Source organism: Streptomyces sp. NPDC051018 (genome assembly GCF_044456085.1).
Lineage (GTDB): Bacteria > Actinomycetota > Actinomycetes > Streptomycetales > Streptomycetaceae > Streptomyces.
The window spans coordinates 729241-753896 of the sequence record NZ_JBITFN010000001.1; the positions used below are offsets into that span (position 1 = coordinate 729241).

At 70.6% G+C, this 24656-nt stretch carries 18 protein-coding genes and 1 tRNA gene; 8 read left to right on the forward strand and 11 right to left on the reverse strand.

The genetic code is table 11. The annotated features are described in order from the left end of the window. Nucleotides 1-49: 49 nt before the first annotated feature. The 4 genes from ACIBCM_RS02975 to ACIBCM_RS02990 form a co-directional block, all read right to left on the reverse strand. Nucleotides 50-1471, reverse strand: a complete 1422-nt coding sequence (locus tag ACIBCM_RS02975; protein ID WP_399239839.1) for an amino acid permease — start codon at nucleotides 1469-1471, stop codon at nucleotides 50-52. A gap of 160 nt (nucleotides 1472-1631) precedes the next feature. After that, nucleotides 1632-2594: a hypothetical protein gene (locus tag ACIBCM_RS02980; protein ID WP_399239453.1), complete on the reverse strand. Its 963-nt coding sequence runs from the start codon at nucleotides 2592-2594 to the stop codon at nucleotides 1632-1634. A gap of 870 nt (nucleotides 2595-3464) precedes the next feature. Then, nucleotides 3465-5024, reverse strand: a complete 1560-nt coding sequence (locus ACIBCM_RS02985) for an ankyrin repeat domain-containing protein (protein ID WP_399239455.1) — start codon at nucleotides 5022-5024, stop codon at nucleotides 3465-3467. Between the two features lie 22 nt (nucleotides 5025-5046). Further along, entirely contained in the window at nucleotides 5047-6012 is a 966-nt protein-coding gene (locus ACIBCM_RS02990; RefSeq protein ID WP_399239457.1) for a hypothetical protein, read from the reverse strand. Nucleotides 6013-6233: 221 nt separating this feature from the next. Here ACIBCM_RS02990 and ACIBCM_RS02995 point away from each other — a divergent pair, with 221 nt between their 5' ends. The 7 genes from ACIBCM_RS02995 to pyk all read left to right on the forward strand — a co-directional run bounded on the left by ACIBCM_RS02995 (nucleotide 6234) and on the right by pyk (nucleotide 16685). Continuing rightward, nucleotides 6234-6986, forward strand: a complete 753-nt coding sequence (locus ACIBCM_RS02995) for a serine protease (protein WP_399239459.1) — start codon at nucleotides 6234-6236, stop codon at nucleotides 6984-6986. Between the two features lie 607 nt (nucleotides 6987-7593). After that, entirely contained in the window at nucleotides 7594-7938 is a 345-nt protein-coding gene (locus tag ACIBCM_RS03000; RefSeq protein WP_399239461.1) for a chorismate mutase, read from the forward strand. Between the two features lie 79 nt (nucleotides 7939-8017). Next, nucleotides 8018-10543 (forward strand): aminopeptidase N, encoded by a 2526-nt coding sequence (gene pepN / locus ACIBCM_RS03005; RefSeq protein ID WP_399239463.1) that lies wholly within the window; start codon nucleotides 8018-8020, stop codon nucleotides 10541-10543. Between the two features lie 512 nt (nucleotides 10544-11055). Next, nucleotides 11056-12648 carry a pyridoxal phosphate-dependent decarboxylase family protein gene (locus tag ACIBCM_RS03010; protein WP_399239465.1) on the forward strand — a complete coding sequence of 531 codons (1593 nt, stop codon included), beginning with the start codon at nucleotides 11056-11058 and terminating at the stop codon, nucleotides 12646-12648. Then, nucleotides 12645-14162, forward strand: coding sequence for a lysine N(6)-hydroxylase/L-ornithine N(5)-oxygenase family protein (locus ACIBCM_RS03015; RefSeq protein ID WP_399239467.1), 1518 nt, complete (start codon nucleotides 12645-12647; stop codon nucleotides 14160-14162). Before ACIBCM_RS03010 ends, ACIBCM_RS03015 begins: the two co-directional genes overlap by 4 nt. A 205-nt stretch (nucleotides 14163-14367) precedes the next feature. Next, the gene (locus ACIBCM_RS03020; protein ID WP_399239469.1) at nucleotides 14368-15093 is read left to right on the forward strand and encodes an SIMPL domain-containing protein; all 726 of its coding nucleotides are present in this window, start codon (nucleotides 14368-14370) and stop codon (nucleotides 15091-15093) included. Nucleotides 15094-15251: 158 nt separating this feature from the next. After that, complete coding sequence (gene pyk / locus ACIBCM_RS03025; RefSeq protein WP_399239471.1) at nucleotides 15252-16685, forward strand: pyruvate kinase; 1434 nt, start codon at nucleotides 15252-15254, stop codon at nucleotides 16683-16685. Between the two features lie 58 nt (nucleotides 16686-16743). On the opposite strand, the gene ACIBCM_RS03030 is transcribed toward pyk, so the two are convergent. Beyond that, nucleotides 16744-16816 (reverse strand) — tRNA-Leu (locus ACIBCM_RS03030). A gap of 99 nt (nucleotides 16817-16915) precedes the next feature. Between ACIBCM_RS03030 and ACIBCM_RS03035 the strand changes: the two genes are divergently transcribed. After that, nucleotides 16916-17572 carry an ANTAR domain-containing response regulator gene (locus tag ACIBCM_RS03035; RefSeq protein ID WP_399239473.1) on the forward strand — a complete coding sequence of 219 codons (657 nt, stop codon included), beginning with the start codon at nucleotides 16916-16918 and terminating at the stop codon, nucleotides 17570-17572. Nucleotides 17573-17761: 189 nt separating this feature from the next. Here ACIBCM_RS03035 and ACIBCM_RS03040 read toward each other — a convergent pair whose 3' ends face one another. The 6 genes from ACIBCM_RS03040 to ACIBCM_RS03065 form a co-directional block, all read right to left on the reverse strand. Further along, complete coding sequence (locus ACIBCM_RS03040; RefSeq protein WP_399239475.1) at nucleotides 17762-18478, reverse strand: ABC transporter ATP-binding protein; 717 nt, start codon at nucleotides 18476-18478, stop codon at nucleotides 17762-17764. Beyond that, on the reverse strand, nucleotides 18475-19368 hold the full coding sequence (locus tag ACIBCM_RS03045; protein ID WP_399239477.1) for an ABC transporter ATP-binding protein: 894 nt from the start codon (nucleotides 19366-19368) through the stop codon (nucleotides 18475-18477). The genes ACIBCM_RS03040 and ACIBCM_RS03045 overlap by 4 nt, the downstream gene beginning before the upstream one ends. Before the next feature lie 5 nt (nucleotides 19369-19373). Then, the gene (locus ACIBCM_RS03050; protein ID WP_399239479.1) at nucleotides 19374-21104 is read right to left on the reverse strand and encodes a branched-chain amino acid ABC transporter permease; all 1731 of its coding nucleotides are present in this window, start codon (nucleotides 21102-21104) and stop codon (nucleotides 19374-19376) included. Between the two features lie 5 nt (nucleotides 21105-21109). After that, on the reverse strand, nucleotides 21110-22042 hold the full coding sequence (locus ACIBCM_RS03055) for a branched-chain amino acid ABC transporter permease (protein WP_399239481.1): 933 nt from the start codon (nucleotides 22040-22042) through the stop codon (nucleotides 21110-21112). Nucleotides 22043-22144: 102 nt separating this feature from the next. After that, nucleotides 22145-23377, reverse strand: coding sequence for a branched-chain amino acid ABC transporter substrate-binding protein (locus ACIBCM_RS03060; protein WP_399239483.1), 1233 nt, complete (start codon nucleotides 23375-23377; stop codon nucleotides 22145-22147). An 850-nt stretch (nucleotides 23378-24227) separates the two neighbouring features. Further along, complete coding sequence (locus tag ACIBCM_RS03065) at nucleotides 24228-24629, reverse strand: hypothetical protein (protein ID WP_399239485.1); 402 nt, start codon at nucleotides 24627-24629, stop codon at nucleotides 24228-24230. Between the last annotated feature and the right edge of the window lie 27 nt (nucleotides 24630-24656).

Here is a 24656-nt window from a genome sequence, read left to right on the forward strand (position 1 = left end):
GGGGGCGGTGGGGCCGCGGGCCCCGCGATGACGCGGGGCCCACCGCCGGTCAGACCAGGTCCTGCGCCATCTGGTCGCGCTCCTCCTTGGTTCCGTAGGGAATCTCGTAGGTGCGTTTGCCGCGGGTCATCCACAGGATCGCGGCCAGCGCGAGGACCGACAGCAGCGCGACGGGCGCGTAGTTGAACGACGCGGTCGTGATCGGGCTGACGGGCGGCAGGCAGAACAGCACGGTCACGAAGCCCACCCAGATCACGGCCGTCCAACCGATGGGTCTGCTCCAGCGGCCCAGCTGCCACGGGCCCGGTATGAACCCGCTGCCGGCCCGCAGCCTCAGATAGATCGGGATGGCGTAGGCGGGAGTGATGCCGATGACGTTGATCGAGACGATGGCGGTGTAGGCGGTCGTGGAGTAGAGCGACGGCAGGGCGATCAGGAACGGCACGGCGACCGCGAGCCACACGGCGGGCACCGGAGTACGGGTACGGGAGCTGAGGCGCCGCCAGGTGCTGGCGAACGGCAGGGCGCCGTCCCGGGAGAACGCGAAGACCATACGGGAGGCGGAGGCCAGTCCCGCGTTGGCGCAGAAGAGCTGCGCGATGATGATGACCAGCAGCAGCGCCTTGGCCGCGTTCACCCCGAGCGCGTCCAGGAAGATCTGCGCGGGTGGCACCCCGGTCGCGGTGCCGATGGTGCCCGCGTAGTCCTGGATGGCGAACAGCATGCCGGCGAGCAGGATGAAGCCGACGACCCACGACAGGAAGATGGAGCGGACGATGCCCCGGGCGGCGCTGACCTGGGCGTGTTTGGTCTCCTCGCTGAGGTGCGCGGACGCGTCGTACCCGCTGAAGGTGTACTGGGCCAGCAACAGGCCCAGCAGACCCACGTAGAGGGGATTGCTCCACCCGGTCTCGTTGGCGAACTCACCGAAGACGAATCCGGCCGACTGGTGGCTCGACGGCACGATGGCGAGCGCGCCGACGATGACCGCGACACCGCCGAGGTGCCACCAGACGCTGATCGAGTTGAGGATGCTGACCAGCCGTACGCCGAACAGATTGAGCGCGGCGAGCAGCAGCAGTATGCAGCCGAATATCAGGAGTGTCTTCTCCGGCGTCGGCGTCACGCCCCACTGGAGGTTCAGCCACGCGCCGATGAACAGCGCGGAGCCGTAGCAGCCTCCCGCCATACCGCCGAGCAGGCCGAGCAGGTTGAACCAGCCCGTGACATAGCCCCAGCGGGGGCCGCCGAGCCTGCTCGCCATGTAGTACAGCGCCCCGGACACCGGGTAGGCCGAGGTGACCTCCGCGAGCGCGGCACCCACGGCCAGCACCATCAGGCCGACGAAGGCCCAGCCCCACAGCATGACCGCCGGACCGCCGGTCATCAGTCCGAAGCCGAAGAGGGTCATACAGCCGGACAGGATCGAGATGATGGAGAAGCTCAGCGCGAAGTTCCCGAACGGGCCCATGCGCCGGGCCAGTTCGGGCTGGTAGCCGAGTCCTCTGAGGACATCTTCGTCATCGGGGACGGCTTTGCCGTTATGCGTATTCGCCACGGAAGTAACCTCCGGAAGAAGCGGACGGTGGATACCTGGGGGCCCCGGGCGCGGGGCCGCGCAGGGATGGCGCCTATTCGTCGTTCAGGCAGCGTCGACGGGCCTGAAGGAACTCCTCCTGCCACCGGTCCGGGGCATCGGCGACATAGCGCCAGGGCACCGGGGTGGCGCAGGAACCGATCGCCTGGAATACCTCGGCACAGGCCGCCGGTCCGAAACCACCGGAATAGAGGGCCTGTGCAAGGTAGTTCAGGTCGAGCGGAGACCAGGACGAGCGATCGGCGTGGGGGAACCACCGCTCCAGTGCGTGCCGGGTGTAGTACGAGACGGGCGCGGTCGTCCAGAACAGCGAGGTGAGCTGTCCGCTCTCCCGGCGCTCGCGGTATATGTCCGCGTACACGTACAGCGGGATCACCGCGAGCGGGGAGCCGGGCTCGGCCCAGGAGGACACCCAGCGTGCGAAATCCGATGTGTTGCGGCCGTATGCCTGAAGTGCCTGGAGCAGCCGGTGCCATGCCTCCCGGCTGCCCCGGTCGCGCTTGAGTACGGCGGCGAGCAGCCCCCATGGCCCCGCGGGCAGCGGAGGCTCCCAGGCGGCGATCCGGTGTTCGGGCCGGCGGTGGTACTCGTCGGAGGAGTCCACCTGGGCAAGCGTCAGCAGACCCAGCCACGGAACGGGATCGTCCGGGTGCTCGGCCGCGGCGTGCTCACAGGCGAGCCTGGCCCGGTCGGTACGGCTCTCCGCGTCGCGGTCACCGGTCCGGTGGGCGTTGAGCGCGCGCTGTACCTCGACCCGGGCGCGCATCATCCGGGCCGGGTAGGAGCGCGGCTCCTCCTGGGCCCATGCCTCGACCGCGTCCCCGCCGGCGGCCGCCGCCGCCAGGATCTGGCTGCGCGAGGTCCACGACGCCCAGGTGCTGGTGTTGTGCAGCAGCTCCCGCATCGCTATCCACCGCCCGGCGCGCACGTCATCGAGGGCAGGACGCAGTTCCACGTCGAAGCCCGCCGGATTGAACAGGGGTGCCGCCGCCGCCATCAGAGCGTCCCGCCCGGCGCGGCGGGGAGGCGGCGGCCCGACCCCGGCGAGAGGCGTAAAAAGGCCACCTGCTCTAAAAAGGCGACGGTGCGGGCACCGCCTGTGACGCACGGTGCCGACGCAACGGCTTGCCTGAGCGGGCTGAACATGAGGGTCCTCGGCAGGAAATCATCTGGCGGCAGGCCGCCGGTTACGGGGCGTGACGCGGTGGACGAGCGGCTCCTCACCGCCCCCGGCATGGCCGTGTTCCGACCGCGGTTCGGCGGGCACACTCCGGGTTCCGACTGCTTGCAGGCAATGGGCAAGAACACCGGCCGCGCGACCACGGGTATTTCTTGGGTCGACACGCGATATTCGGGCCAGGACCACGGCCTGCGCAACCCAATCACAGAAATCACCTCTCAGCAGCACTTCGCGTTACCGCTTGACACCCCTACTGCCCGACCTCTAGGGGAAGTTGAGGCTCCTGGGGCCTGTGTGACGAGTTGGAGACAACAGGATGCGGAGGCTCCGGATCCGATCCCGGGGTCGCTCCACCGTTGCGGCCCCGGTGAGGCACCCGCCCGCGGCGGAAGTGGAGCCGGTGCCACCGCCTCAACGGTTTCCTCGCGGACTGCTCGTCGATTCCGACCTGTTCCCTCCGGATTCCGTCCGGTTCTCTACGGTCGGTCCCCGGGGCGCTCGCTCTCTGTGACCGCCGGCCGCCGGTCACCCACAGTGCGCGGCGTACGGGTTCCCGGGCCGTCCCCCGCGCCCGGCCCGCGGCGGGGTTTCCGGCGGTACGGCCCCGGGCGGGGGTGCCGCCCGTGCCCCGGGACACAGCGGGCGGTGTCAGGGCGCGCGAGCCCGGCGGGATCCAGGGGAAGCGCCCTACCGGCACCTCGGGTGGATCCCCTCCAGCCGGGTCCGCAGGCTCTCGTCCTCGATCAGTCCCACCGCGTCAAGCGCCGTCTGCCGTGCGTACCCCTTCGGGTCCTCGTCCGCCAGGATCCGGATCAACACCGGTATCGCGCGCGGATCCTGACGCTTTGCCAGGCCAGCCACCGCCTCCGCCGCCGTCGTGGTGTCCCGGTCGTCGAGCCGGTCCGCCAGTGCCTCGCGGACCCCGGGCGCGTCCGTGTCGAGGACGGCCAGCGCGGTCGTCGCCCAGTCCCTGATCCGTTCGTCCCCGTCACGGCTGAGGGCGATGAGCGCTCCGACTCCCTCGGTGTGGTCACCGGGGACCAGCCCGAACAGCGCCTGCGCCACCTGGAGGCGCACCCGGGCCTGCGGGTGCCCGGCATGGCGCAGGATCTCCGGCAGCGCGGCCGGATCGCCGTGGTGGCCGAGCGCGAGCACGGTCGCCCGGATCAGCTCGGGGTGCACCGCCTCCCGTGCCGTCTCCCGCAGCACCGGTACCGCCCGCGCGCCGAACGGCCCCGGCGGGGCTCCGTCCGTCACCCCCAGATGCCCCAGCACATCGGCCCCGAAGGCCCGCCGCCGGGGATCGTCGCTCGCGCACCAGGCGACAGCGGCCTGGAACGTCTCCTCGCCGCCGCGCCGCCACAGCGTGCGCACCTGCTCGATCCAGTTGTCCTGCTCGCGGTCGCCGGGTCGGCCGGGTTCGCCGGGTTCGCCGGGTTCACCGCGGCCGTCGCGGCCCTCGCGGCCCAGCGCCCGTCCCGCCAGTTCCTCGTACGGGGTCCGGATACCGAGCTCGGCCTCCAGCAGCGTCGCTATCGCCGCGTGCCCGCACCCCCGCTCCCTGCCCGCGGCGGGCCTGCCGTCGCGCAGCAGCTCGACGACGACGGTCGTTCCGCCGTCCTCCGCCACCCGGCGCGAGACGGTCTCGTGCTCCGACTCGTACGGCTCCAGGAGTTCCCGGCGCAGTTCCTCCCCGACATCGAGCGCGAGCTGGGCGCGGGCCTCGGCCAGCGCCGCCTCCTTGGCACTCGCGCCGTGCTCCAGGAGTGCCCGTACGGTCGGCGGGGAGCCCCGGCGCACGGCGGACACCAAGGGCGGCTCGCCCTGCGGGCCGGGGAGATCGGGGTCGGCGCCGTGCTCCAGCAGCACCCGGACGGTGGCCGCGTACCCCTGCCGCACCGCCCAGGTCATCGCCGTGAAGCCCATCGACTCGGGCGTGCCGGGCCGTGCGCCCGCGGCGAGCAGCGCCCGCACCACCTCCGTATGACCGCCGACCGCGGCCCCGCACAGCGGGAGGTCGCCGCCCTCGAAGCCGCTGGGCCGCTCGGGCTCGGCGCCCGCGGCCAGCAGCAGCCGCACCGCGCAGAGATCGTTCTGGAGGGCGGTCAGATAGAGAGGGGTCTGTCCGTCCCCGTCCGTGGTGTCGGCCGGGAGCCCGGCCCGCAGCAGCCGTACGACGGCGTCCTCGTCGCCCTCGTACAGCGCCGTGAACAACTCCGCCGCCGACGGCTCCGGTTCCCGACTCATGCGCCGAGGCTACGGAGTCCGCTCAGGTGTCGCATTCCAGAACCGTGCGGCAGAGCCCGCAGCGGGCCCGCACCCGCCCGCGCACCGGGATCCGGATGCGCTGGTGGCAGGTGGGGCAGGGAAAGGAGACGCGCATACCGTCGGGCCCGTGCTCGAAGGCGTACGGCACGGCCGGGCCGCCTCCGGTGCCCGGGCTCCCCGGCCCCGGCCCGGCGTTCTCCAGCGCGTGCCGCCGGTCCTTCGCGTAACGGTGGCGGCCCGCCCAGCCCGCGGTGGTGAGCGGCGGCTGCTGCGCGTCACGCAGGGCCCGGGCGCGCCCCTTGGTATACGCCGTGTACCCCTGCGGGCTGGTGAACCACACGGAGGGGTCCTCGTCGAACGCCAGCGCCCGCTTGGCGAGGACGTATCCGAACTCCTCCGGAGTGAGATAGCCCAGCTTCTGGCTGGAGACGCCGTCCTCCCGGAACGCGTCGAGCAGCAGCCAGCCCGCGCCGAGATACGTGGTCACGGTGTCGGTGAGGATCTCGTTGGCGCCCGTGTCCGGGAACGCCAGCCCGAGCCGGTGCAGCAGCACATGGGTGATCTCATGGGCGAGGGCGGCCCCGATGTCCCTGCGGTGGGTGCGGAAGCGGTCGTTGAGCTCGATGAAGTACTCCGGTCCCGCGGTCAGTTCGACACTCGCCGCGTGGTGCATCTCCCGGAAGCTCACGATCATCCGCGCGTCCGGGAGATGCAGATGCTGCACCAGCGCGCGGGCCACCCGCTGCGCCCCGAGGTGGAGGTCGTCCAGATCCGAGAAGGCCACATCGGCCGGGAGCACGCTCGGGGCGTAGGAGAGGAGGGCCTCGGGCGACAGCGTCCGGTGCAGCGCCGTGATCGCCTCCCGTACGGTGCCGAGGTGCGGATAGCCGTGCGCGACCTCGCCACCGCTGCTTCCGCTGCCCTTCGCCACCACGTCCCGTACCCCCTGTACGACGGTCGGTCCCACCCAACTCTACGGGGAGCGCCCGGCGGATCCGGGCCGGTGACATGCCGGGGGCATGGCCGAAAAGTGCGCCTTGTGTGGCGGGCTCCGGGCTCCACATAATCCCACCACGTCTTGTCGGGCCCATGACAGATTCACGGTGTCTTGCGCCGTGGACTTCTTGGGTACGGCTTCGGCGTCAGACCGAACCCCCCACGAAAGGCAGCCCGTTGAAGCTCCTCCGTATGTTCAAGAGATGCGCCGCGGCCGGTGCCGTCGTCCTCGCCGCGATCAGCCTTCAGCCCACCTCGGCCTCCGCCGTCCCCGCGCCCGTCGTCGGCGGCACCCGGGCCGCCCAGGGTGAGTTCCCCTTCATGGTGAGACTCTCCATGGGCTGCGGCGGCGCGCTCTACACCCAGCAGATCGTCCTCACGGCCGCGCACTGCGTCCCCGGCTCCGGCAGCAACACCAGCATCACCGCCACCGCCGGGGTCGTGGACCTCCAGAGCACCGGCGCCATAAAGGTCCGCTCGACCAAGGTCCTCCAGGCCCCGGGCTACAACGGCACCGGCAAGGACTGGGCGCTGATCAAGCTCGCCCGGCCGATCGCCCTCCCGACGCTGAAGATCGCCGGCACCACCGCGTACAACAGCGGCACCTTCACCGTCGCGGGCTGGGGAGCGGCCCGCGAGGGCGGGGCCCAGCAGCGCTATCTGCTCAAGGCCCAGGTGCCCTTCGTCTCCGACGCGACGTGCCGGCGGTCGTACCCGGGCCTCGTCGCCTCCGAGGAGATCTGCGCCGGATACCCGCAGGGCGGTGTCGACACCTGCCAGGGCGACTCCGGCGGCCCGATGTTCCGCAAGGACAACACCAACGCCTGGGTACAGGTGGGCATCGTCAGCTGGGGCGAGGGCTGCGCCCAGCCCAACTACCCGGGCGTCTACACGGAGGTCTCCACCTTCGCCGCCGCGATCCGAGCCGCGGCTGCCACGCTCTAGTCGTGTGACCGTGGTGGTGGGGCAGGCCGCTCGCCTGCCCCATCGGCACCCCGTCCCACGTCCGGTGCACGCCCCGGCCGTCCTGTTTCGTAGGGCCGGCCTGGGATCGGCCCCGGCACATCGCGTCCGAGGCGCCCGGCCGGCCCGGCGCCCCGGCTGCCCGCCCTGCCGGCCCGTTCCACGCACACCGACACCGGATCCGCGGGCGGCCACCGGGGTACGGCAGCCGGGTCGGCTCGCGGTCACCGGGATACGGCCGGGCCCGTACGCGGACGCACGTGCGCGGCACCGGGGTACGGCAGCATGCATGCCCGGACACCGGGCCCGTACACGGACGCAGGTGTACATCCGTAGGCGTGCACGCAGGTGTTCAAACCAGCCGCAGGTGCGCCCGGACACCGGGCCCGCCCGTGCTCACCGGGACACGGCCGCCGGGACGGTACGGAATCCGGGCCGACCGGTCCCGGGACGGAAACCGGCCCCTGCCGACGCCCGGCACACGGCCCGGGACCGGCCGACCGTCCCGCACACGGCCCCGGACCGGCCGGGTGTCCGGCACACGGACCCGGCCCCCGGGGCGCCCCACCTGCCCGTAAGCTCGACGACCATGACGACCAGGGACATCGACGAGGGCGTGCGCGCCGAGCTGGACCGCCTGCGCGGGAGCATCGACAACATCGACGCCGCCGTCGTCCATATGCTCGCCGAGCGCTTCAAGTGCACACAGCAGGTCGGCCACCTCAAGGCCCAGCACCGGCTGCCCCCGGCGGACCCCGCCCGCGAGGCCCGCCAGATCGAACGGCTGCGACAGCTCGCGGAGAGCGCCAGGCTGGACCCCGCGTTCGCGGAGAAGCTGCTGAACTTCATCATCGCCGAGGTGATCCGCCACCACGAGACGATCGCGGCGAACCCCGTGACGGCGCCGTCGGACCCCGCCGCGAACCCCCGCTGACCCGGCCCGGGGCCCCTGCGCTGAGAGCGCAACCACTACCCCGTGTGCGAACCGGCCCTCATCAGGCAGCATGGCCCCCATGCCCGTACTCACGCGCGCCGAAGCGCAGACCCGAGCCCAGCTCCTCGACGTCCACCGCTACACGATCGCCCTCGACCTGACGGTGGGGGCCGACGCCCCCACCCGTACCGGGGAAGAGATCTTCGGCTCCCGGAGCGTCATACAGTTCACCGCTCGCGCGGACGGGGACACCTTCGTCGAGCTCAGGCCCGCGATACTGCGCTCCATCACCCTCGACGGACGGCCGCTGGACCCCGAGGCGCTCACGGAGAACCGGTACCCGCTGACCGGGCTGACCGCGGGCGAGCACGAGCTGGCCGTCGAGGCGGACATGAGCTACTCCCGCACCGGCGAGGGGATGCACCGCTTCACGGACCCCACCGACGGTGAGACCTATGTCTACAGCCAGATGTTCCTGGAGGACGTCCAGCGGGTCTTCGCCGCGTTCGACCAGCCGGATCTGAAGGCCGTCTTCGAGCTGTCCGTGACCGCGCCCGAGGGCTGGAGCGTCCTGGGCAACGCCGTCGCCACCGACCACGGCGACGGCACCTGGACCTGTGCGCCCACCCCGCCGCTCTCCACCTACTTCGTCGCCGTCGCCGCCGGACCCTGGCACTCCGTGCGCACCGAGCACGCCGGGCTCCCCTTCGGACTGCACTGTCGCCGCTCGCTCGCCCCGTACCTCGACGCGGACGCCGACGAGCTCTTCGAGATCACGCGCCAGTGCTACGACCGGTACCACGAGAAGTTCGAGGAGCCCTACCCCTTCGACTCCTACGACCAGGCGTTCGTACCGGAGTTCAACGCGGGCGCGATGGAGAACCCGGGGCTGGTGACCTTCCGCGACGAGTTCGTCTACCGGTCCGCCGTCACCGACACGGAGCGCCAGACCCGCGCCATGGTCATCGCCCATGAGATGGCCCATATGTGGTTCGGCGACCTGGTCACCCTCACCTGGTGGGACGACATCTGGCTGAACGAGTCCTTCGCCGAGTACATGGGCTACCAGATCCTCACCGAGGCGACCCGCTTCACCGACACCTGGGTCGACTTCGCCGTCAACCGCAAGGGCTGGGGTTACGACGCCGACCAGCGGCCCTCCACCCACCCGGTCGCGCCCGCCCCGGACGCCGTCCCCGACGTCGCGTCCGCGATGCTGAACTTCGACGGAATCTCGTACGCCAAGGGCGCGTCCGCGCTGCGGCAGCTGGTGACCTGGATGGGGGAGAAGGACTTCCTCGCCGGTATCAACATCCACTTCGCCCGGCACCGGTTCGGAAACGCGACCCTCGCCGACTTCATCGACTCCCTCGCGCAGGCCACCGACCGCGATGTGCACGCCTGGGCGGAGTCCTGGCTGCGGACCAGCGGTGTCGACACACTGAGGCCGGTGGTCACCGACGTCGGCGGCACCTGGTCGCTGACCGTGACGCAGAACGGCAGCCGTCCGCACCGCGTCGCCGTCGCCGCGTACGACACCGACCCGGTCGACCCGGACCGGCTGGTGCCGCGCGGGCGCTTCGAAACGGACGTCCCGGACGGCGGGGCGCCCGCCGAGGACCACCCCGGCCGCCGGCCGTCGCTGGTCGTCCTCAACGAGAACGACACCACCTACGCCAAGGTCCGCTTCGACCCGACCTCCTGGGACACGGTCGTACGCTCCCTGTGCTGCGTGCCCGAAGCGCTGTCCCGCGCGGTCGTCTGGAACACGGCCCGGGACATGGTCCGGGACGGAGAACTCGCGCCCACGGAGTATCTGGACGCAGCCCGTGCCCATCTGCCGCGCGAGTCGGACCTCGCGATCGTGCAGGGCGTCCTCGGCTTCGCGGCGACCCAGATCGCGGACCGGTATCTGCCGGCCGACCGCCGGCCCGCCGCGCTCGCCACGATCCGGGACATCTGCCGCGACTTCCTGCGTCGCACGGAGGACGGCAGCGACGGCAGTCTGCGCCTGATCGCCGTACGCCACTACATCGCCGCCGCCGCACAGCCGGAGACCATCCAGGAGTGGCTCTCCGACGGCAGCGTCTCCGGCGGCCCCGAACTCGACCCCGAACTGCGCTGGCGCATCCTCTACCGGCTGGCCGTCCTCGGCGCCCTCGACGAGGCCGCGATCGCGGCGGAGGAGCGGCGCGACCCCAGCGCGACCGGCCAGGAGGGCGCGGCCCGATGCCGGGCGGCGCTCCCGCTCCCCGAGGCCAAGGCCGCGGCCTGGGAACTCCTCTTCACCGACGACACGCTCTCCAACTACCTCTTCATCGCGACCGCCCAGGGCTTCTGGCAGCCCGAACAGGCCGATCTCGTACGGGAGTACATCCCGCGTTACTACACCGACGCCGTCGCCCTCGCCGACCGCCGGGGCCCGGCCATCGCGGACGCCGCGGGCCGCTACGCCTTCCCGCTCCACGCGGTGGACCGGGAGACCCTGGACCTGGGTGAGAGCTGCCTCGACGACTCCTCCATGATCCCGGCCCTCCGCCGAAAGCTCGCCGACCAGCTCGACGACCTCCGCCGCGCCCTCTCCACCCGCCCCCCGTCCGCCTGACCCCCGAGGCCCGGCCCCCCGCGGCTACCCGCGGGGGCGGCTTCCTCCGACTCCCCGGCGCTCCGGGGCCGCGCGTGCCACCGTATTTCCCGGGGCCGGGGCGGGCATTTCAGCCTCTCCGGTGTTCTGGCAGCTGTGTGTGCCACCGTGTTTCCCGGGGCTGGGGTGGGCATTTTCAGCCTCTCCGGCGTTTGAGGAGCGGGGTCCGGGGCGGCGCCCCGGCAGGGGCCCGCGCCGGGTCGTGCGGTTGTCTGCCGGTGTTCCCGTCGGTGAGGGGCTTCGTGCCGGCGCCCGTATCCGGTTTTTCCCGTAGGGCGCCTCGGACCAGGGCGGGCATTTTCAGCCTCTCCGGCGTTTGAGGAGCGGGGTCCGGGGCAGCGCCCCGGCAAGGGCCCGCACCCGCCCGCACCCGCGACACCGCGTCCCACCCCAACACCTCCCGCCCCTCCGGCTCGTTGAGCACACGCACCCCCTCCACCCGGGGGCGCCGCCCACCACCGGAGGAGCCCGCGATGACCGTGCCCCGCACACCCTCGCTCGCCGGCACCCCCGGCGGCACCGGACGGGGCGGTACGGAACCCGCCCCCAGGCCCCCCGGCCACCACGGACCCGCCCCCACGGCCCCCGCCCCCGCCGAAGACGGCCACCCCGAAGACGACCGCCCCGAACACAGCCACCCCGGGGACGGCCACCCCGAACACAGCCACCCCGGGGACGGCCCACCCGGAGACGGCCACCCCGGAGGGGACCCCCGTGGGCCGGACGCCCTCCGCACGCTCCTCGCCGTCGCCCTCGACGCCCTCCGCACCGGCGCGGCGGCCCGCGGCGGCCCCTTCCCGAAGGGCGGGCCCGACGCCGTCGCCGCCCGGACCCGGGAAGCGCTCGGCGAGGTGTTCCCCACCCACGGCACCGGCGCCGAGCCCGCGCTCCGACACCTCGTCCACGCGACGGCGGAAGGCGCGGCGGACCCAGCCGACCCCCTCTGCGCCGCCCATCTCCACACCGCCCCCCTCGCTCTCGCCGTCGCCGCCGATCTCGCCGTCAGCGCGCTCAACCCCTCACTGGACTCCTGGGACCAGGCCCCGGCCCCCTCCGAGGTGGAGAAGGCCGTGACGGCCGTGCTGGCCGCCGAGGTGTATCCGGGGCACCCGGGCACACCGACCGCGGACGCCCTGGTCACCACCGGCGGTACCGAGTCCAACCAGCTCGCCCTGCTGCTCGCCCGCGAACTCCACGGCGCGGTACGGGTGATCTGTCCGGCCGGAACCCATCACTCCGTGGTAAGGGCCGCTTGGCTGCTGGGACTGCCCGAGCCCGTCGTCGTACCGGCCCCCCGGGGCGTCCTCGACCCCGCCGCGCTGGACGACGCCCTCACCCGTACCCCCGGGCCCCGTCTGGTCGTCGCCACCGCCGGGACCACGGACACCGGACGGATCGATCCGCTGCCCCTGATCGCCTCAGTGTGCGAGCGCCACGGCGCCGAACTGCACGTGGACGCCGCCTACGCGGGCGCGCTGCTGTTCAGCGCGCGCCACCGGGCAGAGCTGGCCGGTATCGAGCGCGCCCACAGCGTCACCCTCGATCTGCACAAACTGGGCTGGCAGCCGGTCGCCGCGGGACTGTTCGCGGTACGGGACCGCACCCGTCTCGCCCCCCTCGCGGTCACCGCCGACTACCTCAACCCCGACGACGACACCCAGGCCGGGCTCCCCGACCTCCTCGGCCGTTCGCTGCGCACCACCCGGCGGCCCGACATCCTCAAGATCGCGGTGACCCTCAAGGCCCTGGGCCGTACCGGACTGGCCGATCTGGTGGACCGTACGCTCCGCCTCGCCCAGGAACTCGCCGACCGTATCGAGGCCGCCCCCGGGCTCGAACTGTGGGCGCGGCCGGCCCTGACGACCGTGCTGTTCCGGCCCGCCGGGGTCAGCGACGGCACGATCGCCGAGATCCGCCGGGCCCTGCTCACCGAGGGCCGCGCCGTCCTCGGACGGGCCACCGCCGATGGGCGGCTCTGGCTGAAGGCCACCCTGCTCAACCCTCACGCCACCCCCGGCGACCTCCGGAAACTGATCGAACTCGTGGAAGGCGGCACCCGCAGATGACCGGCACGCCCGCAACCGGATCCCCCGCAACCGGATCCCCCGCAACCGAATCCTCCGCAACCGAATCCTCCGCAACGACCCAGGAGACCTCCGCGGGGAGCGCCCCCGCTCCGGGCCCCTGGGGAGACTCCCGTCCCCGGGACCTCGTGGGCATCGGCATCGGCCCGTTCAACCTCTCCCTGGCCGCGCTCGCCGACGGCGTCCACGGCGGCCTGGACGCCGCGTTCTACGACCAGCGCCCCCACTTCAGCTGGCACTCGGGGATCCTGATCGAAGGAACGACCCTGCAAGTCCCGTTCCTCGCCGACCTGGTGACCCTCGCCGACCCGTCGAGCCCCTGGAGCTTCCTCAGCTATCTCCGCTCGCGCGAGCGGCTCTTCCCGTTCTACTTCGCCGAGAAGTTCCACATCCACCGCGCCGAGTACGACGCCTACTGCCGCTGGGTCAGCGGCAATCTGCCGTCCCTGCGCTTCGGCCACCAGATCGACGCGGTCCGCTGGAACCCCGAACGCGACCTGTTCGAGATCGACTTCACCCAGCTCGACGCCGAGGGCGAGGTGGAGGCCCTGGGCCGTACCCACGCCCGCAACGTCGTACTCGGCGTCGGCTCCGAGCCGTACGTCCCCGACCCGCTGCGCCCCCTGACCGACGCCCCCGCCGTCCCGGTGATCCACTCCGCCGACTATCTGGCGCACCGCGACCGGCTCCTCGCCGCCGGGCATGTCACCGTCGTCGGCTCGGGCCAGTCGGGCGCGGAGGTCTTCCTCGATCTGCTGAAGGCGCGCCCGGCCGGGGCCGAGGGGCTGCACTGGCTGGCCCGTACGGAGGCGTTCACGCCGATGGAGTACTCCAAGCTCGGTCTTGAGCACTTCACGCCCGACTACTCCCGCTACTTCCACGCGCTGCCCCAGCAGACGCGCGACCAACTCCTTCCGGGCCAGTGGCAGCTCCACAAGGGCATCGACGCGGGGACCGTCTCCGCGATCCACGAGGAGCTGTACCGGCGCAGCCTGCACGGCGGCTGGCCGGACGCCGTGCTGACCCCCGGGGTGCTGGTCCGCACGGCGGGCCGGGTCGCCACCACCAAGGTCGAACTCCATCTGGAGCATGTCCGGCAGGGCACCCGCTCCCGGCTCACCACGGACGCCGTCGTCCTCGCCACCGGCTACCGCGAGCGCCCGCTCGGCCCGATGCTCGCCGGGCTCGACCCGTATATGCGGTACGACTCGGCCGGACGGCCGCGTATCGACGAGGAGTCCCGGATGGTCCTGGACTCCTCGGTGACCGGCTCGCTGTACGTGCAGAACGCCGGGACCCACTCCCATGGCGTGGGCGCCCCCGATCTCGGCCTCGTGGCCTGGCGCAACGCGGGGATCCTCAACTCGGTCACCGGGCGGGAGCCGTATCCGATGCCCCGTCGCACCGCTTTCACCAGCTTCGGGCTGGAGCGGCACCAGGAGCCCGTGATCCCGGGGCAGGGCAGGGAACTCACGCCCCTGGCCCACGGAGCCTGAGGTCGGACGCCGGCGAGGGCGCGGCCGGGTGCCCGCCGGTTTCCCCGGGCACTCGCCGCCGGGTGCCGGGGAATGTGAGAGTGTCGGTACGGCGGCGGACGCCGGGCGGCCGACACCGCGCGACGCCCGGCGCCGGACGCCGAGGCCCGGCGGCGCGCCCGCCCGCCCCGGCCCTGAGCCGGCTTTGGGGAGAGGGAGAGAGCACGTGACCACCGACGTACCCGTACCCGGCGCACCGCCCGCCGCCGCGCCCTTCGGCACCCCCGAGGCACCCCGGGTCGCGGTGAGGGGTGAGGCCCGGCTGGAGTTCGATCCGGAGATCGCGCGGATCTCGGTCTCCGTCAAGGCCCGCGGAACGGACCGGCGCAGCGCGCTGGAGGACCTCACCCGCCGCAACTCCGCGGCCCTGGAGCTGATCAAGTCCTACGGTGACGCGGTGGAGAAGCTGGAGACCGGCGCCTTCTCCATCACCCCGGAGCTGACCCGCCACGGCAGGGGCGAGCGCGTCCGTACGTACCACGGCCATGTCCATCTGGGGGCCACGCTCTCCGACTTCACCGCGCTCGGTGAGCTGACCACCCGTCTCGCCGATCTGGAACTGAGCAGTGTCGGCGGCCCCTGGTGGGCGCTGCGGCCCGACTCGCCCGCCCATGGCGAGGCCCGCCGCCGGGCGGTGCTGGAGGCCGTCAAGCGGGCCCGGGAGTACGCGGGCGCGCTGGGCGCCCGGCTGACCGCCCTGGTCGAGCTGGCCGATCTGGGCGCGGAGGCGCCGACGGCCTACAGCGCGGCCCTGCCGGTTCCGTCGGGCACCCGCGCGGGCAGCTTCGCGGGTGCCGCCGAGGCTGCCCCGGCCCTCGATCTGGAACCCCGCCGCCAGACCGTCTACGCACAGGTGAACGCCCGTTTCACGATCACGCCCCCCGAGTTGTGACCCAAAGCCACCGCGCATTCACGCAGCGGCGCCCCGAAATGCTCATCGGAGCACCTCTCCGCACAATTCAACACTTGTCAATAAGCGTTAACGCAAAGGATGTTGGGCAGTCATGCGGTACCAATTCTCTACCCGCCGGTAAGCAATAGGCTCAGCCCATGCGCCGAGCAAAAATCGTCTGCACCCTGGGTCCCGCCACGGACTCCTACGACCAGATCAAGGCATTGGTCGAGGCCGGAATGGACATCGCCCGCCTCAACCTCAGCCACGGCTCGTACGCCGAGCACGAGGAGCGCTACGAGCGCGTCCGCAAGGCGTCCGACGAGACGGGGCGCAGCGTCGGGGTCCTCGTCGACCTTCAAGGTCCGAAGATCCGGCTCGGCCGCTTCCGCGAGGGGCCCGTACTCCTTGAACGCGGAGATGAATTCGTCATCACCGTCGAGGAGACGGAGGGTGACCGCAATCTCTGCGGCACCACGTACGACGGGCTCGCCGGCGATGTCACCACGGGGGAGCGCATCCTCGTCGACGACGGCAAGGTGACCCTTGAGGTCACCGCCGTTGACGGCCCCCGGGTGCACACCACCGTCGTCGAGGGCGGCATGGTCTCCGACAACAAGGGCCTGAACCTCCCCGGTGTCGCGGTCTCCGTGCCGGCGCTCTCGGAGAAGGACATCGAGGACCTCCGCTGGGCGCTGCGGACCGGTGCGGACATCATCGCCCTCTCGTTCGTGCGCAGCGGGCGGGACATCGTCGACGTGCACCGGATCATGGACGACGAGGGCCGCCGGCTCCCCGTCATCGCCAAGGTGGAGAAGCCCCAGGCCGTCGAGAACATCGACGACATCGTGGCGGCCTTCGACGGCATCATGGTCGCGCGCGGCGACCTCGGCGTCGAAATGCCCCTGGAGCAGGTGCCGATCGTCCAGAAGCGTGCGATCAAGCTCGCCCGGCGCAACGCCAAGCCGGTCATCGTCGCCACCCAGATGCTGGACTCGATGATCGACAACTCCCGCCCCACGCGCGCCGAGGCGTCCGATGTGGCGAACGCGGTCATCGACGGCACGGACGCGGTGATGCTCTCCGGCGAGACCAGCGTCGGCAAGTACCCCGTGGAGACGGTGCGCACGATGAGCCGTATCGTCGAGGCGGCCGAGGAGGACGTGCTCGCCAAGGGGCTGCCCCCGCTGACCGAGCGCAACAAGCCCCGTACGCAGGGCGGGGCGGTCGCCCGGGCGGCGGCCGAGATGGGGGACTTCCTCGGCGCGAAGTTCCTGGTGGCGTTCACCCAGTCCGGGGACACGGTCAAGCGGCTCTCCCGTTACCGCTCACCGATTCCGCTGCTGGCCTTCACGCCCGACCCGGCCACCCGCTCCCAGCTGAATCTGGTCTGGGGTGTGGAGACCTTCCTCGGCCCCCATGTCGAGTCCACGGACGCGATGGTCGCCCAGGTCGACGAGGAACTTCTGAAGATCGGACGCTGTGAGCGCGGCGATATCGTGGTGATCACGGCGGGTTCCCCGCCCGGAGTGCCGGGGTCGACCAACTTGGTGCGTGTACACCACATCGGGGAGAGTGATTCCCCCGGGTGACGCACCGAGGCCCCTCCGCGGAGGGGCCTCATCTATGACCTTGGAATGTGAGGGAAAGTACCCCGGGTGGGATTCGAACCCACGCTGGATGGTGTTTGAGACCATTGCCTCTACCGCTGGGCTACCGGGGCGCCCTTGGAAACTAAGGACTACGAACACCCTTCGTGCCCCAACCATACAGGAGCTGGGTAGTCTCATGGGGAGCACCCTGCCTTGGAATGAGGAGTCCTGTGACCGCCCCCGACCAGCCCCACCCCGTCGCCGACGACGACAAGTCCCATGTCCCTCCGCTCACGACCCGCGTCGTGATCGCCGAGGACGAGGCCCTCATCCGGCTCGACCTCAAAGAGATGCTGGAGGAAGAGGGATACGCGGTCGTCGGTGAGGCCGGGGACGGTCAGGCGGCCGTCGAGCTGGCCCGGGAACACCGGCCCGACCTGGTCATCCTTGATGTGAAGATGCCCGTCCTCGACGGCATCTCGGCGGCGGAGAAGATCACCGAGGAATCCATCGCACCCGTACTGATGCTCACCGCCTTCTCCCAGCGCGATCTGGTGGAACGGGCGCGGGACGCGGGGGCCATGGCCTATCTCGTCAAGCCCTTCAGCAAGAGCGATGTGGTGCCCGCCATCGAGATGGCCGTCTCCCGCTTCACCCAGCTGAGGGCGCTGGAGAAGGAGGTCGCCGATCTCTCCCAGCGGCTGGAGACCCGTAAGCTCGTCGACCGCGCGAAGAGTGTTCTCCAGACGGAGTACGGGCTGACCGAGCCCGCCGCGTTCCGCTGGATCCAGAAGACCTCCATGGACCGGCGGCTGTCGATGCAGCAGGTCGCCGAGGCGGTCATCGAGGACGCGGAGGAGAAGAAGGCGGCCAAGGGCGGCCAGTAGGCGGGCCCCTCGGCGGAGGCCGGCGGACCGGCGGACAGCGCTGACCGGCACGGCCGACGGACCCGTCCGGCTATGGACAGAGCAGAGCAGGGCCCGCGCTCCTTCCGGAGCGCGGGCCCTGCTGGTCTTCGTGCCGGTCGTCCCGGTACCCCGCCGGCCGGCTCGCGGCGGGGCGGCCCCGGGCCCGGATCAGTCCTCGCCGAGATACGCCTTGCGTACGGACTCGTCGTGGAGCAGATCCTGCCCGGTGCCGGACAGGACGACACGGCCGACCTCCATCACATGCCCCCGATCGGCCAGCGAGAGCGCGGCCTGGGCGTTCTGCTCGACCAGCAGAATCGTGGTGCCCTGCGCCTTCAGCTCCGAGATCGTCGCCATGATCTTCAGCATCATGATCGGCGACAGTCCCATGGAGGGCTCGTCCAGCATCAGCAGCTTCGGCTGGGACATCAGGGCCCGGCCCATGGCCAGCATCTGCTGCTCACCGCCGGAGAGAGTGCCCGCGGCCTGCTTGCTGCGCTCTCCCAGGATCGGGAACAGCTCGTAGGCCCGTTGGATGTCCCGCTGGATACCCGCCTTGTCCGTCCGCAGAAACGCACCGAGCTGGAGGTTCTCCGCGATCGTCAGCCGGGGGAAGATATGCCGGCCCTCGGGGGAGTGGGCCAGGCCCAGCGACACGATCTTGTGCGCCGGAACGCCCGTGAGCGGCCTGCCGTCGAAGTGGATCCGTCCGGCGGTGGGCTTCAGCAGTCCGGAGAGCGTACGCAGGGTGGTGGTCTTGCCCGCGCCGTTCGTCCCGATGAGGGTGACGATCTGCCCGGCCTCGACGCTGAAGGAGATGCCCTTCACGGCCTCGATCTTGCCGTAGGCGACCCTGAGGTCCTCGACCTCTAGCAGTGCGGTCACTGGGCTTCCCCTTCCGGGCCGGTGGCGGTGCTGGTGCCGCTCTGTGCCTCCGCCTCGGCCGCCTCGACCTCCGCGACTTCCTCCGCTCCGGGCGCTCCGTCGAAGGGGGTGCCCAGATAGGCGGCGATCACCCGCTCATCGCCCTGGACGACCTCGGGCGTGCCCTCGACGAGTTTCTCCCCCTGCACCAGACAGGCAACCCGGTCGCAGAGATTGAAGATGAAGCGCATGTCGTGCTCGATGACGAGCACGGCGATGCCCTGGTCCCGGATGGCGAAGATGAGGTCCTCGGCGGTCCTGGTCTCCTGCGGATTCATACCGGCCGTCGGCTCGTCCAGGAGCAGCAGCCCCGGATCGCTCGCCAGCGCCCGGGCGATCTCCAGCTTGCGCTGCTCGCCGTAGGGCAGATTGCGGGCCAGATGGTCGGCCTTGTGGTCGAGGCCGGTGAACGCCAGGAGTTCCATGGCCCGCTGGTGCGAGGCGGCCTCGGCCTTCTTGAAACCGGGGCCGCGCAGCAGTGCGGACCACAGGCCCTCCTTGGTCCGGGTGTGCCGTCCGACGAGGACGTTCTCCAGGACCGTCATATTGGGGAAGAGCCTGATGTTCTGGAAGGTGCGGGCCACGCCCGCCTTGGTGACCAGATGGGGTTTCGGCGGCAGGACGGCGCCCTTGTAGCTGACCCTGCCCTCGGTGGGGACGTAGAGACCGGTCAGACAGTTGAAGAAGGTGGTCTTGCCGGCGCCGTTGGGGCCGATGAGACCGACGATCTCGCCGGTGCGGACCGTGAGATCGACCGAGCGTACGGCGGTCAGACCGCCGAAGCGCATGGTCACTCCGCTGGCTTCGAGCACTGCCTCGGCCGTGGCCTTCGTGGTGGTGGTCGTCGTCATGCCGTTCACGCCCCCGCCTTGGCGATGCTGACGCCGGAGTCGGGACGTCCCTGGTCCGGGGTGTCGAGTTGATCGGTCTCGTGGAACTCCAGCTGCGCACGGCGGTTGGCGATGAGACCTTCGGGACGGAAGCGCATCAGCAGGATCAGGGCGATGCCGAAGCCGAGGAGCTGGTAGTCCTGGAGGAACTGGAGCTTCGCCGGGATCATATAGAGCAGGGTGGCGCCGATCAGCGGGCCGCTGATCGTGCCCATACCGCCGAGGATGACGGCCGCCAGCAGGAAGGCCGAGTTCGGGGGCACCGGACCGGCGAAGACGTACATCTCCGGGACCACGGTGTGCTGGACATGGGCCTGTACCGTTCCGGCGAGACCGGCGAGGGTCGCGCCGAGGGCGAAGGCGATCAGCTTCACCCGGAAGCCGTTGATGCCCATGGCGGTCGCCGCGGTCTCGTCCTCGCGGATGGCGACCCAGGCACGGCCGATCCGGGAGTTGCCCGCCCGGCTGAAGACCAGGACGACGACGATCATCGCCAGCAGCATCAGCAGGTAGTAGTTGGCGTACGCGCCCAGTTCGACGCCCAGCACGGTGTGGGGCTCGCCGAAGTTGTACCCGAAGAACTCCAGGTCCGGGATGTTGGGGACGCCGTTGGGGCCGTTGGTGAGCCGGGGCCCGGAGGTGCCGTCCAGATTGTTGACGGTGATACGGAAGATCTCACCGAAGCCCAGGGTCACGATGGCGAGGTAGTCGCCGCGCAGCCGCAGGGTCGGAGCGCCGATCACGACACCGAAGATCAGTGATACGGCCGCGCCGGTGAGGACGGCCGCCCAGAAGGGGAACTGCACGCCGAAGACGGACGCCGTCGATCCGGAGACGAGGGCGGCCGTGTAGGCGCCGACGCCGAGGAAGGCCACGTAACCGAGGTCGAGCAGGCCCGCCAGGCCGACGACGATGTTCAGGCCCAGGGCCACGGTCGCGAAGATGAGGATGTTGACCGCGATGAGCGTGTAGGTGTCGGTGCTCTGGGTGAAGGGGAACGCCGCTGCGGCGGCGAACGCGGCGACGACGGTCACCTGGCGGTACTTGGTGGTCAGGTCCGAGATCCTGGCCAGCAGGCCGGACTTGACGATCGCGGCGGCGGCGAAGCCGACGATGATGAGATAGCCGGTGAACAGCTCGGCGTACTCGGTGTCGATGCCGTAGGTGATGACGTACAGCCCGGTACCGAACACCGCCACGATGATCAGGATCTCGGCCCAGGAGGGGAGTTCCTTCGCCCGTTTGGCCTTGCGGGTGTCGTCGGGGAGCCGGAACGCCACCAGTGGTATGAGGGACGCCACGGCCGCGACGAAACCGCCCGGCTCCAGGTTCACCACACCGCCGAGCTTGGCCGCGATGGCGATGACGGTGTACCAGGTGGTGCCGAGGGCCCCGAGGGCGAGCAGCCTCAGCGCCCTGGTCGTGCCGGCGGGCGCGAGCCAGCCGAGGCCCTTGACGCCGAGCGCGCTCAGGGCGTGCACAACGATGAGCACTCCGGCCAGCAGGGTGAGAACCTGCAGGCCGCCCGGGTATCCGTAGACGGTCAGATCGCCGGGGAACTCATCGGTGAACGTCCAGGACATAAAGGTGCTGGCGACGGTGGCGAGGCCGCCGAACGCCGTGACCCACCGGAGTGCGGCGGTACGGGATTCGCTGTCCGCGGGTGTGATGTCCGCGGTCTTTGTGGTGTCGGTCATCGCCCTCACGCCCGATCCGCGACGCGCTCACCGAGCAGACCCTGCGGCCTGACCAGGAGCACGAGGATGAGAAGTACGAATGCCCAGACGTTGGACCAGGCGCCACCGCCGAGCTGCTGCATGCCGGGTATCTCCGCGATGTACGCGATGGACATCACCTCGGCGAGGCCGAGGACGACTCCGCCGACCATGGCTCCGTAGATATTGCCGATGCCGCCGAGCACCGCCGCGGTGAACGCCTTCAGCCCGAGGATGAAGCCCATCTCGTAGTGGATCTGCCCCTTGTCGAGACCGTAGGCGACCGCCGCGATCGCGGCGAACGCCGCGCCGATGGCGAAGGCCATCACGATGATGCGGTCCGTGTTGATGCCCATGAGCTTCGCGGTGTCCGGGTCCTGCGCGGTCGCCTGCATGGCCCGTCCGCTGCGGCTCTTCGAGACGAAGAAGCCGAGGGCGAACATGCACAGCGGGGCGAGCACCAGGAGGAACGCGTCGGCACGCTGGATGGCGAGATTGTCGAGGATCTTGAAGGAGCTACCCGTGAACTCCGGGAAACTCCGGGCCTTCTTGGCATCGGGATACCAGGCCCAGACGGCCTGCTGCAGGGCGAGGGACAGACCGATCGCGGTGATCAGCGGGGCCAGCCTGGGTGCGCCTCGAAGGGGCCGGTACGCGAACCGCTCCGCTGCCGTGGCGACGGCGACCGCCGCGACGGCGCCACCTATGATCATGAGCGGGACTGCCACGAACAGTGAGATCCCGTCAGGGAGCGCCATATAGGTGGTGAGGGCGCCGAAGCCCCCGATCATGAAGATCTCGCCATGGGCGAAGTTGATGAGCTGGACAATGCCGTAGACCATGGTGTACCCGATGGCGATGAGGCCGTAGAGGGCACCGAGGGCAAGGCCGTTGGCCAGCTGTTGCGGCAGTTCGTTCACCGCAGGGCCTCCGATGAGCGTGTCGGATATGACTCCGCGCGAGGGCGCTGTTTGCGCCCTCGCGCGGCATGAAGGTCAAGTGCTGCGGGGCTGAGGTTCGGGTCAGTCCTCGAAGGTCGAGCTCTTGATCGAGGTCCAGGCGCCGTTCTTGACGGTGTAGACCGTGAGCTGCTTGTTCGTCGTGTCACCGTATTCGTCGAAGGCGACCTTGCCGGTCACACCGTCGAAGGAGACCTGGGACACGGCCTCGGTGACCTTGGCGCGGGCGTCGGAGGGGACCTTGCCGTCGTTGGCGTCGACGACCGTCTTCACGGCCTGGATGATGGCCCAGGCGGCGTCGTAGGAGTAGCCGCCGTACGCTGCGTACGGGTCCTTGAACCCGGCCGCCTTGTAGTCGTCGATGAACTTCTTCGCGGTCGAGAGCTGCTCGATCGGGTAGCCGACCGAGGTCGCGAGGTCACCGTCGTTCGACTGGCCGGACGCCTTGATGAAGGCGGGGTCGTAGAGCGCGTCGCCGCCCATGGTGGGAATGTTCGCGCCGGCCTTCTTGACCTGGTCGGAGAGCAGGCCGCCCTCGGGGTACTGGCCGCCGAAGAAGACCGAGTCCGCGCCGGACGCCTTGACCTTGTCGGCGGTGCCGGAGAAGTCGGTCTCCTTCACCGTGACGTTGTCGGTGCCGGCGACGGTGCCGCCGAGGCGCTTGAACTCCTCCGCGAAGATCGCGGCGAGACCGGCGCCGTAGGTCTGCTTGTCGTCGACGACGTAGACCTTCTTCTTCTTGGCCTCGTTGAACAGGTACTGGGCGGCGAACTTGCCCTGGATGACGTCGGTGGTGGCGGTGCGGAAGTAGGTCTTGAAGGGGCGCTTCTTGTCGCCCGAGCCCCACTTGTCGCCCTGCGACAGCGACGGGTTGGTGTTGGCCGGGGAGATCTGGACCAGGTTGGCCCTGCCGAACTCACCCTGCATCGACTGCGCGACCCCGGAGTTGAGCGGGCCGACGACACCGAGGACGTCCTTCATACCGACCAGCTTGACGGCATTGGCCTGGCCGGACGCGGGCACGGCCTGGTCGTCGAAGGACTCGACCTTGAACTCGACGCCGGGCACCACCTTGTCCTTGTTGGCGGTCCTGGCCGCCAGCTCGACCGAGTTCTTGATGCCCTGGCCGAGCGCGGAGAGCGAACCCGTCAGAGGAGCGTCGAGGCCGATGACGACGGTGGTCGTCTTGTCCGTGTCCCCGTCGCCGGAGCTGTCGTCGCGCGATCCGCAGGCGGTGAGGGTGAGCGCTCCCGTGGTGACCACGGTGGTGAGTATGAGCAAGGAACGGTTTCGCACGATAAGTCCTTTCCCTGGCACGGCCCTCCCCTGAGGTGCCGTTTGGTCGCCGGGCCGTACGGGAATGCGCCGTGCTGGTATTGCCCGGCGGCGCGGTGACTGGCGGTGACTCTAAGCGCAGGTGGTTGGGTGGGGCAGTCTCGGGGTCAGGATGTGACTCTCTTGTTATGCCAAGCTCAAAAATCGCTCAGATCACGCGTGGGCGGACCGGGCGCGGCCCCGTCGGCGCGCCCGTTCACATGCTGAGAATGCCCTGTTCCACCAAGGCGCTTGAGGTGATCTTGGTGTGATTGGCATGGGTCCGGACCCGGGATTGGGGGCGAGTTCGCCCGTACGGAAAGGGCGTGGGGCGGGCGTTGTTTTGTCGATCTCTCCATTATTACGGAGAGTGAAGTTCAGCGAAGGTGATCTTCAAGGTCCATGGTGGGGCCACGCGGTGTTGCGCCGCGGTCGCGTGAAGTTCGCCCGGGGTGTCCGGAGAGGGGGCGCACGGCCCTTCGGCGCTTGAGCCGGAGCCCCGGTCATCGGTGTGCGCCGGGCCGTCGGCCGGACTCCGGACGCTGGATCACAGGCAGCGGACAGGGGTGAACGCCCGGGTGCGGTGGCCGGGTTGGCGGCTGACGGTTCGCTGTGTGCGAGGTTCGGCGCGTGCTGCCCTGCGGAGTGTTCCCGGTGGTGGTCGGAGCCCCGGGGTCATGGTCTCGCCGGGGAGGGCCCCACCCCGGACCGGGGGCGCTCCGGCGGTGGCGGAGCCGAGTCGGGATGCCGGGGGAACGCGGCGGTTCCGGTGTACTGACCACGGACAATGGTCGGCGGTCGGACGGCGGGTACGGGTATCCGGTGCCGCCGCTCACCCTGGTGGCCGCCAGTTCTCCGAGCTGCCCGTGGCCCCGTTCAGTGCCCGGCACTCCTGTCTGGTCCGGGCGTCGATCAGAGTGAGGGCCGCCCGGCGGCCCAGGCGTCTCTCCTCGGCGCGGGCCGCCGCGACGACCTCTTCGTGGAGGTCGTACTGCTCGTTGGAGAGCCCTTTCTGCTCCCAGTCGAGCCCCGCCCACTTACCGCCCTTCAGCGCCTCTTTCGCCCAATAGGCAACAAGTTTGGTGCAGATGTCGGCAAGTGAGGTCTTCTGCGGGGCGGGAGTTGCCGTCGCGGGCGGTGGGGCGGATGGGGGCGCCGTGCAGCCGCCGAGGGCCAATATGAGGAGAAGTGTGCCCAGGGTGTGCCGGATCGGGGTGTGCCATGAGGTCCCCATGGCGGCACGCTAAACCGTCACGATCGG

Bases quoted from the DNA above. Each gene is read 5' to 3' on its own strand.
- ACIBCM_RS03010 (WP_399239465.1), top strand. From the start codon at position 11,056: ATGACCGTGCCCCGCACACCCTCGCTCGCCGGCACCCCCGGCGGCACC.
- ACIBCM_RS03015 (WP_399239467.1), top strand. From the start codon at position 12,645: ATGACCGGCACGCCCGCAACCGGATCCCCCGCAACCGGATCCCCCGCA.
- ACIBCM_RS02995 (WP_399239459.1), top strand. From the start codon at position 6,234: ATGTTCAAGAGATGCGCCGCGGCCGGTGCCGTCGTCCTCGCCGCGATC.
- ACIBCM_RS02980 (WP_399239453.1), bottom strand. From the start codon at position 2,594: ATGGCGGCGGCGGCACCCCTGTTCAATCCGGCGGGCTTCGACGTGGAA.
- ACIBCM_RS03045 (WP_399239477.1), bottom strand. From the start codon at position 19,368: ATGACGACGACCACCACCACGAAGGCCACGGCCGAGGCAGTGCTCGAA.
- ACIBCM_RS02985 (WP_399239455.1), bottom strand. From the start codon at position 5,024: ATGAGTCGGGAACCGGAGCCGTCGGCGGCGGAGTTGTTCACGGCGCTG.
- pepN (WP_399239463.1), top strand. From the start codon at position 8,018: ATGCCCGTACTCACGCGCGCCGAAGCGCAGACCCGAGCCCAGCTCCTC.
- ACIBCM_RS03065 (WP_399239485.1), bottom strand. From the start codon at position 24,629: ATGGGGACCTCATGGCACACCCCGATCCGGCACACCCTGGGCACACTT.
- ACIBCM_RS03050 (WP_399239479.1), bottom strand. From the start codon at position 21,104: ATGACCGACACCACAAAGACCGCGGACATCACACCCGCGGACAGCGAA.
- ACIBCM_RS02975 (WP_399239839.1), bottom strand. From the start codon at position 1,471: ATGGGCCCGTTCGGGAACTTCGCGCTGAGCTTCTCCATCATCTCGATC.
- pyk (WP_399239471.1), top strand. From the start codon at position 15,252: ATGCGCCGAGCAAAAATCGTCTGCACCCTGGGTCCCGCCACGGACTCC.
- ACIBCM_RS03000 (WP_399239461.1), top strand. From the start codon at position 7,594: ATGACGACCAGGGACATCGACGAGGGCGTGCGCGCCGAGCTGGACCGC.